16 protein-coding genes are annotated in these 17,361 nt (G+C 62.0%); 6 read left to right on the top strand and 10 right to left on the bottom strand.

Annotated elements, in window-relative coordinates; genetic code table 11:
- Nucleotides 1-21: 21 nt before the first annotated feature.
- The 9 genes from NKJ88_RS20535 to NKJ88_RS20495 form a co-directional block, all read right to left on the bottom strand.
- Complete coding sequence (locus tag NKJ88_RS20535; RefSeq protein ID WP_023684224.1) at nt 22-1,485, bottom strand: lipopolysaccharide biosynthesis protein; 1,464 nt, start codon at nt 1,483-1,485, stop codon at nt 22-24.
- The gene (locus tag NKJ88_RS20530) at nt 1,482-2,651 is read right to left on the bottom strand and encodes a glycosyltransferase (protein ID WP_023694198.1); all 1,170 of its coding nucleotides are present in this window, start codon (nt 2,649-2,651) and stop codon (nt 1,482-1,484) included. Before NKJ88_RS20530 ends, NKJ88_RS20535 begins: the two co-directional genes overlap by 4 nt.
- A 221-nt stretch (nt 2,652-2,872) precedes the next feature.
- Nucleotides 2,873-4,114 (bottom strand): glycosyltransferase, encoded by a 1,242-nt coding sequence (locus NKJ88_RS20525; protein ID WP_352445207.1) that lies wholly within the window; start codon nt 4,112-4,114, stop codon nt 2,873-2,875.
- 219 nt (nt 4,115-4,333) lie between these two features.
- The gene (locus NKJ88_RS20520) at nt 4,334-5,413 is read right to left on the bottom strand and encodes a glycosyltransferase (protein WP_023711257.1); all 1,080 of its coding nucleotides are present in this window, start codon (nt 5,411-5,413) and stop codon (nt 4,334-4,336) included.
- A gap of 31 nt (nt 5,414-5,444) precedes the next feature.
- Entirely contained in the window at nt 5,445-6,776 is a 1,332-nt protein-coding gene (locus NKJ88_RS20515) for a UDP-glucose dehydrogenase family protein (protein WP_352445205.1), read from the bottom strand.
- 55 nt (nt 6,777-6,831) lie between these two features.
- Nucleotides 6,832-7,731 carry an endo-1,3-1,4-beta-glycanase ExoK gene (exoK, locus tag NKJ88_RS20510; protein WP_023668806.1) on the bottom strand — a complete coding sequence of 300 codons (900 nt, stop codon included), beginning with the start codon at nt 7,729-7,731 and terminating at the stop codon, nt 6,832-6,834.
- A gap of 121 nt (nt 7,732-7,852) precedes the next feature.
- On the bottom strand, nt 7,853-8,248 hold the full coding sequence (locus tag NKJ88_RS20505; RefSeq protein ID WP_352445203.1) for a hypothetical protein: 396 nt from the start codon (nt 8,246-8,248) through the stop codon (nt 7,853-7,855).
- A gap of 127 nt (nt 8,249-8,375) precedes the next feature.
- Nucleotides 8,376-9,398, bottom strand: coding sequence for a glycosyltransferase family 2 protein (locus NKJ88_RS20500; RefSeq protein WP_023806163.1), 1,023 nt, complete (start codon nt 9,396-9,398; stop codon nt 8,376-8,378).
- Between the two features lie 142 nt (nt 9,399-9,540).
- Complete coding sequence (locus NKJ88_RS20495) at nt 9,541-10,665, bottom strand: nucleotidyltransferase family protein (RefSeq protein ID WP_023822122.1); 1,125 nt, start codon at nt 10,663-10,665, stop codon at nt 9,541-9,543.
- A 486-nt stretch (nt 10,666-11,151) separates the two neighbouring features.
- On the opposite strand from NKJ88_RS20495, the gene NKJ88_RS20490 reads away from it, so the two are divergent.
- The 6 genes from NKJ88_RS20490 (at nt 11,152) to NKJ88_RS20465 (ending at nt 16,867) form a co-directional block, all read left to right on the top strand.
- Nucleotides 11,152-11,304 carry a lasso RiPP family leader peptide-containing protein gene (locus NKJ88_RS20490; RefSeq protein WP_023684233.1) on the top strand — a complete coding sequence of 51 codons (153 nt, stop codon included), beginning with the start codon at nt 11,152-11,154 and terminating at the stop codon, nt 11,302-11,304.
- 164 nt (nt 11,305-11,468) lie between these two features.
- A complete protein-coding gene (locus tag NKJ88_RS20485; RefSeq protein ID WP_352445201.1) occupies nt 11,469-11,738 on the top strand; it encodes a PqqD family protein in 270 nt (89 codons plus the stop codon).
- Entirely contained in the window at nt 11,731-12,138 is a 408-nt protein-coding gene (locus NKJ88_RS20480) for a lasso peptide biosynthesis B2 protein (RefSeq protein ID WP_245260050.1), read from the top strand. The genes NKJ88_RS20485 and NKJ88_RS20480 overlap by 8 nt, the downstream gene beginning before the upstream one ends.
- Nucleotides 12,139-12,141: 3 nt before the next feature.
- Entirely contained in the window at nt 12,142-14,058 is a 1,917-nt protein-coding gene (locus NKJ88_RS20475; RefSeq protein WP_023742532.1) for a lasso peptide isopeptide bond-forming cyclase, read from the top strand.
- Nucleotides 14,058-15,026 carry a phosphoenolpyruvate carboxykinase (ATP) gene (locus NKJ88_RS20470; RefSeq protein ID WP_023715553.1) on the top strand — a complete coding sequence of 323 codons (969 nt, stop codon included), beginning with the start codon at nt 14,058-14,060 and terminating at the stop codon, nt 15,024-15,026. The genes NKJ88_RS20475 and NKJ88_RS20470 overlap by 1 nt, the downstream gene beginning before the upstream one ends.
- Nucleotides 15,027-15,031: 5 nt before the next feature.
- The gene (locus NKJ88_RS20465) at nt 15,032-16,867 is read left to right on the top strand and encodes an ABC transporter ATP-binding protein (protein WP_023711265.1); all 1,836 of its coding nucleotides are present in this window, start codon (nt 15,032-15,034) and stop codon (nt 16,865-16,867) included.
- Nucleotides 16,868-16,914: 47 nt separating this feature from the next.
- On the opposite strand, the gene NKJ88_RS20460 is transcribed toward NKJ88_RS20465, so the two are convergent.
- Complete coding sequence (locus NKJ88_RS20460) at nt 16,915-17,187, bottom strand: exopolysaccharide production repressor protein (RefSeq protein WP_023711266.1); 273 nt, start codon at nt 17,185-17,187, stop codon at nt 16,915-16,917.
- Between the last annotated feature and the right edge of the window lie 174 nt (nt 17,188-17,361).

Here is a 17,361-nt window from a genome sequence, read left to right as displayed (position 1 = left end):
GCGCCGCTGATCGCCGGCCGCTCAGCGGATATTGCGCGCGGCGTTGGACAGGGTGGTGAACAAAGCGCGTCGCGACTGCGGGACGGCAAGCATGAAAACGAGACCGATGCCGTAGTTGAGGGCAAGCGCCAAAAAGACCGCGAGCAGGTCTGACTGGCCCGTTAGAGACGCCGGCAACCACAGGTACAGGAACCAGGCAAGCAGGGACGAGGCGATGAAAAGCCCCTGCATGAGCAGGAAGTCGGCGGCGGTCACCGGACCGACGCGATGGACCAGTAGCGCCAGCACGGGAACGCGCAGCACGTAACCGCTGATGGCATAGGCCGCGGCAACGCCGACGGCGCCCCAGTGCAGGCCAACGACGAAGGCAGCGACGGTCGTCAGCGACGAATAGATGCCCCAATGGAACATGGTCTTCGTCTTGCCCTGACAGATGAATATCCATCCCGTCGTGCTTGAAACGGACTGGACCAGGCTGGCGATGCCCAGCCAGGCAAAGATCGGTGCGACCGGTGCCCAGCCCGCGCCGAAGAGAAGTCCGACGATCTGATTGGAGGTCAGCGTCAGCGCCGCGATGCCCGGCATGGTAACGGCCGCCAGCATCCAGTTGGTGCGCACATAGATATCGCGAAAGCGGGCCTTGTCATCGTGGATGCGGCTGAGCAGCGGCACCATGACCCGTGTAAGCGGCTGGTTGATGTTCTGAAGCGGGAACAACAGGAGCTTGTAGGCGCGGTCGTAATAGCCGAGTTCGATCGCCCCGGAATATTTTCCGATGAGAATGTTGTCGAGATTGCGCGAGAAGAAGTTGGCGAGGTTGAAGCCGGTCAGGTTGGCGCCGAACGACAATATATCGGCATCGACCTTCAGGTCCGGCCGCAAAGGCGTCCAACGCGCCACCAGCCAGGCGGCAGCCAGGGCGATAGCTGCCGAAACCGCCGGGCCGATGACCAGCGACCAGTAGCCCAACCCCGCATAGGCCGCGATCGCGGCGGCCAGAAGTCCGGCGGCGGCGCTTATCACGTCGTTCAGTGCGAGCTGGCCGAACTGCAGGTGCCGGTTCATCAACGCCAGCGGCACTGCGGCGAGACTGCCGAGAAGCAGCGGCAGGGCGGAGCCAAGGGTGATGCCGGACATACGTTGATCGCCATAGAACGCGGCGATGGCAGGCGCCAGGCCGGCCACTACCACGGCACTACCCAGCCCGACGAGCGCGCTGATCCAGAACACCTGGTTGAGCTGCTGGTTGCTGATGTCCTTGCGCTGAACCACAGCCTGCTGCAGGCCCAGATTCTGAAGCAGCCCGACGAAGGCCACGATCGGCCCGACGGAAGCCACCAGACCGAAATCCTCGGGGACGAGCAGACGGGCCAGCACGATGACGGAGAGAAACTGGATCGCCATCTTGAAGCCCTGGGCGCCGATGGTTACCAGCCCGCCGCGCAGGGCGACACGACCGAACTGGGGGGGCGGATTGGCGTTCATGCAAGCGACCTCGTTTCGCCAAGCCGCATGGCGATTTCCACGAAATGTTGGTTCAGCAGATCGGAGTTGAACTCGGCCTCGATCTTCTTGCGCGCTGCGAGAGCGATCTCTTCACACGGCTTCGGATTCTCGGCGATCCAGGCAAGCTTTCCGGTCAGCGCCGCAACGTCCCGCTCAGCCACGAGAAAACCCGTCTTGTGATCATCGATCAGTTCAGGGATCCCGGAATGATACGTGCTGACCACCGTCAGGCCGGCGGCCATCGCTTCCATCAGGGAAACCGGAATGCCTTCCAGATCGCCATCGCGGGCGCCGACGCTGGGCAGCAGGAACACATGCGCATCGCGCAGACGCTGTTTGACTTCGCTGTGCGGCCGGGGCCCAAGAAAATTCACCCTGTCGGCAATGCCAAGCTCTGCGGCGATCCCCTTCAGCTGCTCGAGAAGTTCTCCGCCGCCGATCACCGAGTAGATCCAGTCTCGCCGCGGCAGGCCAGCAAGCGCGCGAAGCGCATATTCGATGCCCTTCTTTTCAGTCAGGCGGCAGACCGAGATGAAGGAGAGCGTAGCCTGCTCCCATGAACGCCACCGATAGTCGATGTCACTCGGCCGCACCCCCATATGGTGAACCACAACCTGCTCCGGCGATGCACCGACCTCAATCAAGGCATCGCGGAAAAACGCATTCACCGGCAGTTGAAGAACGCCCTTTTCGAACACAATCTTGTAGCGCGCGAGCGTATTGTCATGCAGCGGTTCGCCGACATCACGGCCGTGAAATATCGTCACCAGGGGAGCGGAAATCCTCCCGCGCTTGATCGCGCGGGCCACGCGCATGCCGTTGTTGCCGAAATGGGCAACGATGACGTCGGCGCCCTGCAGTTTTCGGGCATGAGCAATGTCGATGGCGGTCGAGAGCTTGTCCCAGAACCTGCCGGACCACTTCCTGAGCAGCGGGCGATAGCGACCCAGGCCACCCCACCAGCATATGACCTTTCCTGGCAGCGCCTGCCAGCGCGGATCATCGATGTTGCTGTCCCTGCCGAAGGACGTCTCGTTGCAGACGACGCCGACTTCCATGCCGCGCTCAAGGCATCCGGCTATCTGGTCGAGAACAAAGGTTTCGGACAATGAGGGGAACTTGTCGACTACGAAGCAAATCTTCATCGGCAGGATGCGCTCGTGCGGAGAGCCGGTGTGCCCTTGACAAAAGCCGGGCCGAAAACAGGGTGCCGGAGGCACAAGACATGCAGCATGGAACTCTACCGCTGTTGGCCCACCCGCAGGGACGTTAGTATAGGTCTTGCTGCACTGCAACATTTTTGGTGCACTGTAGCAAGATTTCCCTCGGCTTGGCGTGTCTGCCGATCAAACGCAGAGCAGCAGTGTCAGCCGGCAGATGAAGGATCCGCCAAGCCCTCGGAAACCCCGACATGACCGGCAGGTTCATGCGCAGGGCTCGATGTGGCCAGTTGGGTAACGATCTGCGCAAAACGTTCATTCAGAACATCTGCGTTGAAGTCGTCCTCGACTTTGCGGCGTGCGGCAAGCGCGATACGCTCGCATTCAGTCGGGTGCTGCGCGGCCCAGGCAAGCTTGCCGGCAAGCGCTGAAATGTCTCGCTCGGGCGCAAGCAACCCCGTCTCCCCATCCTTGATGAGCTCCGGGATTCCCGAATGATACGTGCTGACCGCAATCAATCCGGCGGCCATGGCCTCCATGAGCGCGACCGGAATGCCTTCCATATCTCCGTCGCTGGCAGTGATACTTGGCAGTAAAAAGAGATGCGCCATGCGAAGCCGTCTTTTCACCTCCGCGTGAGGGAGGCTGCCGAGGAATGTTACGCGACCAGCCAAGCCCAGCTCTACGGCCAGCTTCTCCAGATTCATCCGCAGAGGACCGTCGCCAACAATGTCGTAACGCCAGTCTAGCTGCGGCTGGGAGGCCTTGAGGGAGGCCAGGGCTCGCAAGGCGAACTCGACGCCTTTCTTTTCGACCAGGCGGCAAACCGTCGTCACGACCAGTTGGGTGCCTTCCCACGATTCCCAGCGATAGCCGATTTCGCGGGTGTCAATTCCCATATGGTGGACCGTCGTGCTCGCCTGGGACAGGCCGGCTTCCAGCAGCATCGTGCGGAAGTAATCGTTGACGGGCAGGTTCAGGGTCCCATGCTTGGTCAGCCCGGCATATTGTGTCGCGAGCACTGCCTGCCGCGCCGGGATCGCCACGTCCGCGCCGTGAAAGATGGTTATGATCGGTGGTTTGAGCACCTTCCATTTCTTCAGTGCGGCTGCTCTCTCGCCGTTCTGTCCGAAGTGGGCGACAATCACGTCGCAGCGGTTCAGGCGACGTGCAAAGGCGATGTCGAGAACGGTCGAGGCCTTGTATCGCAGACGCGGCGGCAGACGTTGTACAAATTTGCTGATTCCAGCGGCCCATCGCCACCAATGTCGGGTTCTGGCGAGCAGCGTCGCCATCGGCTCGCTTTGCCGGTCAATTCGGTGGTCACCTTGCATCTTTTCGCAGACGACTTCGACCTGAAAGCCCCGCGCCAGCAGCCCAGCCATCTGGTCCACGACGAAGGTTTCCGAAAGCAGAGGGAATTCGCCGACGACAAAGCCCACGCGCATGACCCGCCCATAAGGTTGGGGCTTGCTCGAACCAAGCGGTCCATATCGCACAAGCCCTAATGTAGACAGGCAGAATACACGTTGATTGCTGCAGTGCCACAAAATATTGCACTGCAGCAATTAAAAGTGATCCGGAGGGATAGGCGCACGACCTGGCTAACGGAAACTTTGCGCGACCACGGTCGTGCAGCGTCTCAGCTGAACTGCAACACGACGCGTTTAGGCTGCGCGCTCCAAACCGACACGTCTTGCGCGGTCGAGAACGCCCATGAACGTTGCGAACTGGCTGTCGGGGTTCATTTGCCGCCGCTCCGAAAACTGACGTGCTGTCGCTGACAGCCGCTTGTACTCGGCCTCGTCGCTCCACAGCCGCCTGACCGTTGCGACCCAGTCGGCGAGCGGGGCGTCGTAGTCCAATACCACGCCGCCGGCGCCGATCGCTTCCGGCAGACCGCCGCGCCGCGAGCCGACTACGGGAATGCCACTACAATGCGCTTCCGAGGCCACCCGGCCCCAGGCTTCTTCCCATTTGCTGGGCGCAAGCAGGATTTTCGTGCGGCCGTAGACCGTCTTCATGTCGCTGGTGCGGCTTTCCAGCTTGACGTTCTGGAGGGGAGAGATTGTTGCTTCGATCCGGGCTCGATGATCGTCGTCGAGCTTCCAGCTTTCGACGAACAGGAACGGGATCTCGGGACAGGCGGCGGCAATGCGCACCGCAAGATCGAAGCCTTTTTCCTCATATGGATTGATGAGCGTGACAAATTCACCGGTCGTCGGTGTGCTGTAGAACGCGGGATTGATGGTCGGCGGAATAACCGTCGAATCGATATCGAATTTTGCCTTATAGGCGCGCGCGGTGAACTCGGAGTTGGCGATATAGACCGCCGAATGGAGCTCACGCAGATCGCCGGCCAATTCGTCGAATTCGACATTCCTCAGATAGACGGTCAGCGGCACGCCAAGCCTCTGCAGCTCTCTGCCGATCGGCACCGAATTGTGGCACTGCACGACCGCGACATCCGGCCTCAACTTTTTGACGGCGAAGTCGGCCGCTTCCCAGGGGAACCACGCCCGTACAACCGGATAGCCCGGGAAATTGTCGATGACCGCGCGCTGACGAAGGAGCTTCATCTTGGCGCGCGCCCGGAAGCCGAACATGCCGTCGCCGAACAGCGCTGCCAGAACGGATGCCTCGTGACCGTTTTCGCGCAATTGCTCGACCAGGTGGTGGGTGCTCGACTGGACGCCCCCGCTGAATTGCGGCGTGTAGCCGGTGCCGCCTGCAAACAGAACTTTCATGAACCTGGCTCCGCGTTGTGCCGCCCTGCCTTCACGCCGCCATCCTGCCGATCGAGAAATACTCGATGCCGTGACGGGCGATGACCTTGGGATCATAGAGGTTGCGGCCATCGAAGATGACCGGCGTGGTCAGGGCATCCTTCACCGCGTCGAAGGACGGGGCGCGGAAACTCTTCCATTCGGTGGCGATCAGCAAAGCGTCGGCGCCGCGCAACGCCGCCTCCTTGGTGCCGCACAACAAAAGGTCGTCGCGCAGGCCGTAGATGGCCTGGCATTCCTGCATCGCCTCGGGGTCGTAGGCCTGCACATTGGCGCCGGCCTGCCACAGGGCCTCCATCAGGACGCGCGCCGGCGCCTCGCGCATGTCGTCGGTGTTGGGCTTGAAGGCGAGGCCCCAGAGCGCGAAGGTCTTGCCCTTGAGACTGCCCTTGAAATAACGGTGCACCTTGTCGAACAGCACCGACTTCTGCGCATTGTTGCGCTCCTCCACGGCGCGCAGCAGCTTGGCGTCGAACTTGACACCTTCGGCGGTCTTGATCAGCGCGCGGACATCCTTGGGGAAGCACGAACCGCCATAGCCGAGGCCGGGATAGATGAAGTGATAGCCGATGCGCGGATCCGAGCCGATGCCCTTGCGCACCTCCTCGATGTCGGCGCCGAGCTGCTCGGCCAGATTGGCCATTTCGTTCATGAAGGAGATCTTGGTCGCCAGCATGCAGTTGGCGGCGTACTTCGTGAATTCGGCGCTGCGCACGTCCATCACGATCATCTTCTCGTGGTTGCGGTTGAACGGCGCGTAGAGCTCCCGCATCACCGCCTCGGTGCCCTCGCTGTTGGTGCCGACAATGATGCGGTCAGGCTTCATGCAGTCGGCGACGGCGGAACCCTCCTTGAGGAACTCAGGATTGGAAGCGACGTCGAAAGCCAGGTCCTGGCGCCCGCGCGCCTTCAGCGTCGCGGCGATTTTGGCCTTCACCTTTTCGCAGGTGCCGACCGGCACGGTCGACTTGCCGACGACGATCTTGGGACTATCCATCTCGCGGCCGATGGTCTCGGCCACCGCCAGCACATATTTGAGGTCGGCCGAACCATCTTCGCCGGGTGGCGTGCCGACCGCAATCATCTGGATCTCGCCATGCTTGACGCCGGCGGCGGCATCGGTGGTGAACTTGATGCGGCCGGCGGCGTGGTTCTCCTTGACCAGGGCCTCCAGTCCCGGTTCGAAAATCGGCACCAGGCCCTGGTTGAGCCGCTCGACCTTCTTTTCATCGACATCGACGCACACCACCTGGTGCCCGACCTCCGCAAGCACCGCGGCCTGCACGAGACCGACATAGCCAATTCCAAAGACCGTCAAATTCATTCGGGTTAATTCCTGTTCACGCCCTTTGGCCTTATATGGCCGGGCCGGTTCAGATCTACTTTATGCTGCTTACACTGCATGCCAGCGATTCCGGAAACTGGCACGGCTGGCCGAGCGCGGTGAAGGCCACGCGCTGCACCTGCATCGTCACCTGGCGGCCGGGGTCCGAAAAGGCGCCCATCCAGTTTTTCAGCGTGTCGCTGCCCCAGAGGCTGAAGAATATCTTCTGCGAGTGGGTCGGCAATTGCTCGGGATTGGTCACTTCCTGGACCAGCTTGCCGTTGACGTACCAGCGCAGCCGGTCCTTTTCCCAGATAAAGGCATAGTCGTTGAAGCCCTTGTCGGCGCCGCCTTCGACCTCGGCCAGCTTCTCGTTCTTGGGCTTGCCGGCGATGTAGCTGTTGACCTGCACCTTGGATGTATCCTTGGTCAGCACCTCGAAGTCGATCTCATACCAGGGCTGTTTGTCGGCAGGGCCGATATAGGTGAAGAAAGCGGCGTTGAGACCGGATCCGGTGTCGGTCTTCATCCGTGCTTCATAGGTCCCATAGCCGAAGCGCTGCTTGGTCTGGATCTCGGCGCAGGCGAACTCGCGGTCCTTCAGTTTGCGCTTTTCGAAGCCGAGCGTCAGCATGTTGTCGGAAAATTTTACCAGGCTTTTCGACCAGGTGCAGTTCTGGTGATTGCCGTTCGACCAACCGTCGGAGACATACCAGCGCGAACGATCGAAACTCTTGAAATCGTCGACGAAGGACGGTGCGCTTTGCATCTCCGGGGAGGCGTCCTGGGCGCGGGAGGGGTGGGCGGCGCCGAGCAGAGCTGCGGCTGCCGCCAACAGAAGCGCACCAACGGATAGAAGACGCGTTGGGTTTACAAGACGCATTGGCCGATTTGGCCGCGTCGAAATCATGGCATCGATTGCCGCCATGGGCGTCGTCTTCGGATCTGCGTTCATATCAATTCACCTTTGTGCTGTTCCGCCCCAACCCAAAGTCACCGATTGGCCCACATTGCTAACGGGCCGATCCCGATCCTCCGTCCCCGAACTTTCTCTTCTGTGTCTCGTGTGACCGTGTTCAGCCGAAGCGACCTGCGGATTCGACATATTCGCCGTGCGAATCAAAACCATGGCCATTCTCGTCGACGATCGCGTCGAGCGAATGACGCAGTTCCTTCATCCGGCTCGTCTGGCGCACCAGCTCGGCGATGCGCTGTTCGCAGTTCAGGATGGACTTCGTCAACTCGCCGACTTCCGACAGCTTGCTTGCCGACGCCGAGCCGTTCTCCATCGACTCGACCAGGAAGGCCGCGTTGGTGGACTTCGACCGGTAGCGGGCCTCCAGCCCGGTCTTTTCGGCCGCAATCTCGGCCGTGATCTGATCCAACAGCTTTGCCAGACGGTCGAAACGCGCCAGATCGGTCTGCTTGTCCCGCGCTGGGTCCCTGGACCTGAAGCTGAAAATTGAAGCCATTCCGTTGGCCTTCCAAAATTGCTGCACCGCAACATACAGTGCCATCGTCGGGGCGTGTAGGCAACCTCCGAGTTTCAGAAAGGCAATTTTTTCAGCCTTGCGGCCGCCGTCCCGGACTTGGCGGAGCCTACTTTTGCGCCGCCGTGTTGGTAGCGGCCATGAGGAAGCGCAAGGGCGGCACCGGCTGCTGCCGCGGGGACAGACCGGCGTGGCGAAACAACGCATCGAGCTTGTCGGCGGCCACGCCGACAACGATAGGAATGAGGTTCGACTGGCTGGCCAGCGCATAGGCGGCGGCAGACGCCATGCCGCGCTCGGCCTTCACATCGAGGAAATTGCGCAGCCGGTATTTGTCACGCACATGCCGCTCGTGCTTGCGCAGCAGGGCCTTGGAGCCTTCCGGCAGGCTGTCGATCTCGAGCAGTGCCAGATCCGCATCGGCGAGGCGCTTCAGATCCTGTGTCTTGTGGCGCCCGCTCAACGAATCGGCGCGCACGATCGCGCCATAGCCGCAGGAACGGATGACCTTGAAGCGTGCGCCAAGGGCAAAGGCGCGAGCGTAGAGTTCGTAATCTTCGCCGAGACGCAGGTTCTCGTCGTAACGCAGCCCATGCCTGTCGAGGAAAGCTCTTGATATCACCGGCTTGAGAAAGCCGAGTTCGCCGCGCTGGACACGCCGTCTGGAGATGTTGCCCTCGATGAATCGCTCGAAGTCGAGGAATTCCGGGTCCGCCGAAAAGGACGGGGCGACGATCTTCGAGACATCGGTCGCCGTATCGTCACGGATCAGCATGATGTTGTCGGCGGCGAAATCCCAGTCGGTGCTGGCAAACAGCTGGCGAAACCGTCCCTGAAGGAAGAAATCGTCGGCGTCGAGAATGCTGATGAAAGGCGATTTCGACCCGGCAATGGCGGCATTGCGAGCGAAGGACGGGCCGCGATTGACGTCGAGCCGGATGACCGAAAGCCGACCGCTGCCATCGTCGGCAGCGCTGGCCACCTTTGCGGTGTCGTCGGTGGAGGCGTCGTCGACGACAACGACTTCCGCCACCTCCGGCTCGCGCAGCGCCGAGGCGATGGCTGCGGGAATGGTCCGGGCCGCGTTGCGCGCCGCGATGATCACGCAGACCCGGGATTCTGTCATGGACATAGGGTGGCCTTTCGATTGCATAAAGTGTCGCGAGGCCCCTCGCCCTCCCGGCGCGCGGCGCCGGACCCCGATCCATCCCCCGATCCATCCCCAGCGGATCGGGACGGAACGTTATCTGCCTGCTGCATGACGACCCTCATCGTCACCGGCTTTCCCGCTCGAAAATCCGCCGGCTGAGGTCGGCTGACGCGGCCCAGCCGGCCTCGGTCAGATAGCGGACAGGTTCGCGGCCGCACAATTCCCACAAAACGGTGCGCCGTTGCGGCCATCTGAGCGACGACAGCCACGGCGCGATGACCATGTGGAACAGGTCTTCATTGCCGATGCGTGAGAGGATCCTGGTGGCCCGATCCGACAGCAGCGTGCCGGCGCCACCAAGCACCACATCGGCGGCGCGCAGGCCCAGCAGCAGGGTGTCAGCCAGCCCCTGCTCGGCCGCGTAGTCGAGCACAGTCTGCTGCTCGGCCTCGCTCAGCCGACCGGCAGCGGCCCGGACATCGCAGACATAGCCCGCGCACGGCTCGCGGTTGAACAGCGCCTTTGCGACACTGATGCAGGACAGGAGCAAAGTGTCGGAGGCCGAGATGAACGGCACGCTGGAGCCGGCGATCGCAAGCGCGCGCTTGCGGCGCAGGAACCCTTCCGTATCGCGCGGGCTGGGCGATCCCGGCTGCTGGAGCCGGTAATGGAGATCGACGGTGGACAATTTCCGACCCTGGCTGCGAACCATGTGCTGCTCGCCCAGAAAGCGCACCCACCAGACGGAGCGGGACTTACCGGCGACCTCGTAGCCGATCGAGCGCAGCGCATCACGAGCTCTAAAGAAGCCGGCCGGCGACACCAATATGTCGACATCTCCAGACGGCTTCATGAAATGGTCGCCATAGAGCAGTTGCTGCTGGAGGGGGCCCTTCAGGAAGACGAAATCGATGCTGCTGCCGCGCAGCGCCTTGTCGATGGCCATCGAATCCATGATGCCGGACGAGTTCATCGCAATCGTGCGCCGGCGATAAGTGTCGAGCCACTCGAGCAATCCCGGCGGCGTCTCGCCCGCCGGTGGGCGCGACAGCGCCTTCAGCATGAAGGTGGCGACCTTGTTCAGCCTGGCGATATCGCAAACATCGGCAACGGAGATGGCCGGTGCAGGCGCGGCGCTGGGGCTCGCCCCGGAGGCGAAGAACAGCCGCAGGCAAGCCTGCACATAGGCCACTTCGTCGGCGCAGCCAGCGGCGCGCAACCTTTCGAAGGTCCCTTCCTGCAATGCCATATGCTGCAGCATCTCCGCAAAAAATTCGCCAGGCGCGTTATATTGCAACTGCGAAGCAAAGCATCGCCAAATTCATGCGCCGCGTCCAGTTTTTCCTTTGGAGACAATTTTCCTGCAACCTGGACGTCTGGCGACACAGTCGTACAACGATGCAAGGCGTCGCCTGATCGGAGCCTATGCCCGACACGTCAGCAACGATCTTGTGGGAACACGCGCTAGCGCCCAAATGACGAGCGTTCGACTAGAAAATTTAATGTAATAAAATCAGCTACGTAACTAAGAACCACGGTCACTCCGCTGAAATCACCTAGGCTGTGAAAATGCAAGCCGTTTTGATCACCATTGAAGGCTACCGCAACCGCGAATTGATTAACGGCGGGTAAATCAGGCTTGACTCATAAATGCTGCCATGCAGCTATTGCGGTGCAGCAATAGCTCGCTGCCGGCAATCGACAGGCCGCTTCCAGTCCACAAGTGGAGAGTAAATTGGAACAGAATGTTGAAAAGCATGAGTACGAAACCCCTAGCCTGACGGTCCACGGCTCGATCGAGACCATCACGCAAGGCGGTAGCGGTACTACGGCACTCGACGCCTCGTTTCCGGCACATACGCCGGTCGGCGAACTCACCTTCTCCTGAGTCTTCTCTCGTTGGGGTGACAAAGTCCGGACTCTGCAAACAGAGCGCACTAAGGAGAGTCGGGGGTCAAACCCCGGCTCTCGCGTCTTTGTCCGGAATTGCCGAAGCGTTGGTGTTGTGAGCGAGGTTTAGGAATGGACTGGAACCCCACGGACCACGATCGGATGAGCGCGAGCAAGGATGCCGTGGCCTGCGAATTCGGCAACGGCCTGGCGCTGCTCGATATGAGGTCCAACATCTATTACAGCCTGAACAGCGTCGGCGCCTATATCTGGGAGCTGATCCAGGAGCCGCGGCCGATTTCCGAAATCCGCAGCGCCGTGCTGGATCGCTACAATGTCGATCCGGAACGCTGCAAGCCCGATGTCGATGGATTGTTGAAGGGCTTGGCGGACGCCGGGCTTGCGAGGCTCCATGATGAGGAACTTGTCTAGAGCTTTCTCGCTGAGCGGGCCGGAGATGCTCTTTCTCGCCCACTGCCTTGCGGTGGTCGTGGCGGTGCGGCTGGGGCTGACGCTGCTTTCCTATAACAGGATTCGCCGAATAGTGACGCGGCTCGATGCAAGCGAGACAGCTGACATCGGCGATCTCAGGCGTGTCGCCTGGGGCGTGGCTGCGGCTGCCCGCCTGGTGCCTGGCGCAAGCTGTCTGACCCAAGCGCTTTCCGGCCAGTATTTGCTTGCCCGCCAGGGCAACGCCTCAAAAATCCGCATCGGCATCGAGCGCGATACCGGGACCGAGTTGAAGGCGCATGCCTGGCTGGTCAGTGGCGACCACATCGTGCTCGGCGGCTCGCTTGGCAGGTTTAACCATCTCGTCGACCACGGCCAGTGAGCGATGAGCGGCGTCGCCGGAATTCTGCTGAGGCAGGAAGGCAGGCAGGCCGCCGCGGCCGACATCCAGCGCATGCTTACCCGCATGCAACATCGCGCGCCTGACGGCAGTTCGTGGTGGATGGACGAGGGCGTCGTTCTTGGCCACGCCTGGCTCAACACCACCGATGAAGCCGGCCCCGGCCCGCTGACCATGGCCGGCGGCAAGCTCGCGATCACCGCGGACTGCCGGCTGGACAATCGCGACGAATTGCTGGCCAGGCTTGGCATCAGGGACAGTTCGGTTGCCGACGCCGTGCTGTTGATGCGCGCCTATCTGCGCTGGGGCGAAGCCTGCCCCGAGCATCTGCAAGGCGACTTCGCCTTTGCCATCTGGGATGGCGAGCGCCGGCAGCTGTTTTGCGTGCGCGACCATTTCGGCGTCAAACCGTTCTACTATCATTCGAGCGACCGGCGCTTCGTCTTTGCCTCGGAGATCGGGCCGATCCTCGATGCCGGCGGCGTCGACATGCGCATCAGCGAACACCAGATTTCGGGATTCCTGGCCGGGCTGCCCGACGATCCGCAGTCGACAGCCTATGCCGATATCTTCCGCCTGCCGGCGCGCCACAGTCTGACAGTGACCGGCAACCAGGTGGTGCTGCGCCGCTACTGGCAGATCGAACCCTCGCCAAGGCCGATGCGATCGGATACGGCCGAGGAATTCCGGCATCTGTTTTCGCAATCGGTCCGCAACCGTATGCGCGGCACGCCTGCGGTCGGTGCTATGCTGAGCGGAGGCCTCGATTCCTCGTCGATCGCCTGCGTGGCGGGCCTGCAGAATGCCGCGCAGCGAAAGCCGAGGCTGCCGACGTTTTCGCTGGTGTTCGAAAAGGGTTCGCCGATGGACGAGCGGCCTTTCATCGAGGCAGTGCTTGGACAGGAGAAGGTCGACGGCACTTTGATTTCCGTCGGCAACTACGCGCCCTTCGCCGAGTTCGAACGCATTCTGGAAGAGCAGGAGGAAACGTTCCTGGCCCCCGGCCTGTCGCTGACCCGCGACATCTACAGGACCGCCGGCGCCAAGGGCATGAAGGTGCTGCTGGACGGCCATGGCGGCGACGAGGTGGTTTCGCAGGGCCACGGCCACCTGCACGAACTCGCCTATGCCGGCAAATGGATGGAGCTGTGGCGCGAGCTGCGCAGCGCCTCCAACACCTATGGCGATGGCATGCTCGGCCTCTACTACCAGTTCCTTACCCTTTACGGGCCGGCCTGGCGCATCGCGAGAATCAAGCGGTTCGCGAACCGCGTGCTTGGCAAATTGCGGCGCCATCCCACTGGGCGGCCGGCGACGAGCTGGCGCGCCCTGATCAATCCGGACCTGGCGATGCGTACCGACCTCGTCGAACGGTTCCGCAGGGCCGGCTATATGCCGCCCGCGGTCAGCGCCAGCGAGACCTTGACCCATCGCTGGCTGCTGTCGAACGGCATGGTGCCGCACGCCTTCGAGGTTCTCGACAAGGCCGCCGCCAATTTCGGCGTCGAGCCGCGCTACCCCTTCTGGGACAAGCCGCTGGTCGAGTTCTGCCTGGCACTGCCCGGCGCGGAAAAGCTGAACCAGGGCTTTGGCCGCTCGGTGTTGCGCCGTGCCATGGAAGGAATTTTGCCCCCGGCGGTGCAGTGGCGGCGCGACAAGATCGATTTCACCTCCAATTTGGTCAAAGGCATGCTGGGCAATCACCGCGATCTCCTGGACAAGGTGCTGGTGAAAGATGCGGCGCGGATTGCCCCTTACGTCAACCTGCCTGAGGTGACCGCCGCCTATGGCCGTATTTCCAGCCAACCCGAGGCCGCGACCTTGCCCGATGTCCAGTATGTATGGCGTTCGATTTCGCTATCGTTGTGGCTGCGGCAGGTGCAACAGCGCGGGAGCCACTGATGATGCCGGCCAACATGCCTCTTGCCGCTGATGACCGCCATGCAATTGCTGCTCGCGCACAGCACTTCTACAAAGCCTATGGGCTGACGATCGCTTCGCAGGTCGAACTGCCTGAGCTAGAGCCGAGCGAACCAGCTTGCGTCGATGTGCTGATCACGGTCGGCCCGATCGACCTGCCAAAACCCTCGCCCGAGACCGGAACTGCTTTCCGTTTCGAGCCGCGGCAGCAATATTTGGCATGGCAGACGGTCGGCGCCTTCCTGATCACCGATGCCTGCCGCATCGAGGTGGAGCCGGCGCCCGATGTCGACGATGCGCTGCTGGCGTTTCCGCTGCTCGGTCCGGTCATGGCACTGCTCCTGCACCAGCGCGGCCTGCTCATCCTGCACGCCAGCGCCATTGCGGTCGGCGGCAAGAGCGCTGTCTTCATGGGCGACAAGGGCGCCGGCAAATCGACGACGGCGAGCGCGATGATCCGTGCCGGGCATCGATTGCTGACCGACGATGTCGTGGCGCTCGATCTCACGGACCGGCCGATGATCGTTCCGGGTTTTCCGCAGTTGAAGCTCGCCGCCGATGCCGCCGCCGCGTTTCCCATCCGCCAGGCAGAGATACGCCCGCAGGTGCATGCGGCGATCGACAAGATGCAGCACCGCCTGCACGCCGGATTTGCGGCAGACGCGGTGCCGGCGACCCGGATCTATATCCTCGAGCGCAGCGACAAGGCAGCGATCACGCCGCTGCCAGGCATCGGCGCCCTGCCGGCAATCATCAAATTTTCCTATGTGACGCGTTTCGGCCGTCCAGCCCTGGTCGGCGATTTTGCCACGACACATCTTCGCCAATGCGCCGCCCTGGCCAGCCAGATCGGCGTCTGCCGCCTCGAAGTGCCCACCGGGCTCGACCGTATCGGCGAAGCCGTCGCCCTGATCGAAAACGATCTGGCGGCCGACAAAGGGCCGCGGTGACTGACATGTCCGCATCGCAGATCCTGCGCTTTTCGTTTTACCGCGATGTCGCCGGCTTCGGCGCCGCCATGGCCCGGATCGGCGGGCGCAGGACCTTCACGGCATTGCTGTTCCTGATCCTGGGAAGCCTGACCGAAGGCATCTCGATCCTGCTTCTGGTGCCGCTGCTGCATCTGGTCGGGCGACCCGAGCAGAATTTCGCGGTCAGGTTGCCTGACCGCGACTGGGTGCGCTGGCTGGCTCCGGACGGAACGCTGCAATTGACCACGGTGCTTTGCCTGCTGGTCGGGCTTGTCGCGCTGCAGGCAGCGTTCAACCGCTATAAATCCGTCTACATGGCGCGGCTGCTGCTCGACTTCATCAATCGCCTGCGCATGAACCTGTTCGAGAGCATCGGCAAGGCGCGGTGGGGGATATTCGCGCGCATGCGCAGCTCCGATCTCGACCATGCGCTGACCGGCGATATCGACCGCGTGCAGTCGGCGGCGTTCTCCCTGCTGATGCTGGTGCAGATCGCCGTGCTTCTGGCGGGTTATCTCGTTGTCTCGCTGTTCATTTCGACAGTGATGACGGCGTTTGCCATTGTCGTCGGCATCGTCACCTTCCTGGCGCTGCAGCCGTTTCGGGCACGAGCCAGCGCCTTCGGCCGGGTTTTGACCAGCAATCGCCAGGAGCAGTACCGAACGGTCTCGGAGTTCCTCGGCGGCATCAAGGTGGCCAAGAGCCTGAATGTCGAGGCGACCTATTACGCGCAGCTTCGCGCGACACTGGAGAAGATGAAGGCCGACAACATCAACTATGTGCGCAACAGCACCATCGGCACCGCTCTGTTCCAGGTCGCCAGCGTCATTGGTCTGAGCCTGTTCATCTATGTCGCTTTGGTGCGCTTCAACCTCTCGCTGGCCGAGATCGTTGTCCTGCTTCTGGTGTTCATGCGCATTGCGCCGCGCTTCATGGACATGCAGATGCAGGCGCAGCAGGTGCTGATCAATCTGCCGGCCTATGCCTCGATGCGCGACATGCAGGCGCGTTTCGATGCCGAGCGCGAGCCGGCAAACCTCGAATCGGATGCCAAGCTGTCGCTCGATGTCGGGCTCAACATACGCAATGTCTCCTTTGCCTATGAGGCGGGCGGCAAGCCGGTGGTGAGCGATGTCACCTTTGGCCTACCCGCCGGCAAGGTAACGGCGCTGATCGGTCCGTCAGGATCGGGCAAGAGCACGCTTGCCGACATGCTGCTTGGCCTGCTCGAACCGAGCGAGGGCAAAATCCTGGCCGATGGCGTCGAGATCGGCGCCGCCAACCGCCGGCGCTGGCGCGACCAGGTGGCGTATGTGCCGCAAGACGTGTTCCTGCTGCACGATACGATCGCCGCCAATCTGCGCCTTGCCGCGCCGCAAGCCAGTGACGCGGAGCTGTGGACTGCACTGCGCGCTGCGCATGGCGCCGACTTCGTCGAGCGGCTGGAGTTGCGGCTCGACACGGTGGTCGGCGACCGCGGCGTCCGGCTCTCGGGCGGCGAACGCCAGCGCATCGCGCTGGCGCGCGCGCTGCTGCGCAAACCTTCGCTGCTCATTCTCGACGAGGCGACCAGCGCGCTCGACTGGCAGAACCAGTCCCTGATCGCCAAATCGATCGACGGCTTGCGCGGATCGATGACGATCCTGACCATTGCGCACAGGCCATCGATGATCGCCTTCGCCGACTGGGTGGTTGCAGTCGAAAACGGACGAATCGTCGAAGTCGGGCAATATCAGAGGTTGAAAGCGAAGGCCGGCAGCCGCCTGTCGAAAATGCTTTCAGGCGAGCAATCGGAACCCGAGCCGGCCGAAGCAGGCTGAGTCCGGCTGCAAGATGATCCGAGGCCGACCTTGCGGCTTCAGACTGTTCAATGCACGCTGCGCCTCGCCGAGAGCTTCTCGCCTTCAACCGCCTTGTCGGCGCCGAGGCTTCTTTCGGCGTCGCGAGCCCTGTCGGCCGATGTCGGCGCGCTCCTGGCGATCATAACATACACCAGCAGGAAATAACCGACTTGGATGAGGACAGCGCAGCCGATGACGCGAAGCACCGTTGTGGTGACCGTCGCGCCGTCGACATAGGACCACGCGACCACGATCGCGAGGGCGAAAACCATTCCAATGACGAATTTTGGTAATGACATGTTCGGCGGCCCGTCAACCGGCCCGAGCATGCAAAAGCGATGACTTACCCACCCGAGTATCTCCCCATTCGCCATGCGAGCTTATTTAGCTGCTCTTTTTCGGCCGGTTGCTTCCGGCCTTCCCAACCCATCCAGACTCTATCAGGAATAATTTGCGACTCTATTAAGGCGCGA

Source organism: Mesorhizobium sp. M0016, from assembly GCF_040324035.1.
In the GTDB taxonomy this organism is placed as follows: Bacteria; Pseudomonadota; Alphaproteobacteria; order Rhizobiales; family Rhizobiaceae; genus Mesorhizobium.
This window is presented reverse-complemented; position numbering and strand designations above follow the sequence as displayed.